Source organism: Streptomyces sp. SID5785 (assembly GCF_009870065.1).
In the GTDB taxonomy this organism is placed as follows: Bacteria; Actinomycetota; Actinomycetes; order Streptomycetales; family Streptomycetaceae; genus Streptomyces.
The window spans coordinates 1-883 of record NZ_WWIA01000913.1 but is presented as its reverse complement, the minus strand read 5'-3'; the positions used below and the strand labels follow the sequence as shown (position 1 = coordinate 883).

At 81.7% G+C, this 883-nt stretch carries 1 pseudogene; it reads right to left on the bottom strand.

Annotation, left to right across the window (positions count from 1 at the left end):
* Positions 1-883: pseudogene (locus tag GTW43_RS30070) on the bottom strand (hypothetical protein); the annotation flags it as partial.

The window sequence follows — 883 nt, the reverse complement described above, 5'->3', positions numbered from 1 at the left end:
GCGACCGTGCCGTGCCCGACCAGGGCGCCGTGCACGGCCCGGTGCAGCCGCAGGGCCGTCGCCACGTCCCCGCTGAGCAGCGCCACCGCGCCGCACGCGCGGAACGCGGGGCTCTGCGCGCACGCCGCCTCGTACGTCGCCTCGGCGGGCGAGGCCGGGGACGCGGCCGGCGCCTCCGCTAGACACAGCACATGGATCCCGGCGGCGGCCCCCTCGGCGGCCAGCCGCACGGTGGCCTCCCGCAGGTCGGCCGCGCCGGGGTCGCCGTCGACCACGACGACGGTCGCGATGCCGTCGGCCGTGCCGCCCTCGGGGGCGCCGCCCGGGCGCAGGCCCGCCGCGTGGTCGTCGAGGCGGCGCAGCAGCTCGCCCGTGCGCGCGGCCGCCTGCTCCCGGTCGTAGGCCAGCAGCAGCCGACAGTCCTGGCCGTGCGCCGGGCGGACCTGCGGCAGCCAGCCCAGCCAGGACCACTCGGCGAGCCGCTGCGCCACCGGTCTGGCCCGGTCCGTGCTGATGAGGACGATCTCCAGGCGCTCGGGCGCGTGCAGCGCGGCGAGCTGGGCCAGGGCGCAGCGGGCCAGTCCGGCGAGCCGGGCCCGGGGCCCGGCCAGACCCAGCGCACCGGCCTCGGCGAGACCCACGGTCACCGGCACGGCGGGCAGCACGGCGGCCCCGTCCGGGCCCGTCCGGTCCACCGTGCCGAGCCGGACCGCGAGCGCCTCGGGGTGGCCGGGGCCGCGCTCCCAGAGCCGGGGGCCGGGGCCGAGGGCGGTGAGCAGCAGCGCGGCGGCGTCGGGCCAGGTGCGCGCGGTACCGGGGCCCGCGCTCTCCTGCCGGGGCGCGGGCACCGCGGCGCCGGATCCCCCGGTGCCCTCGGGGCGCT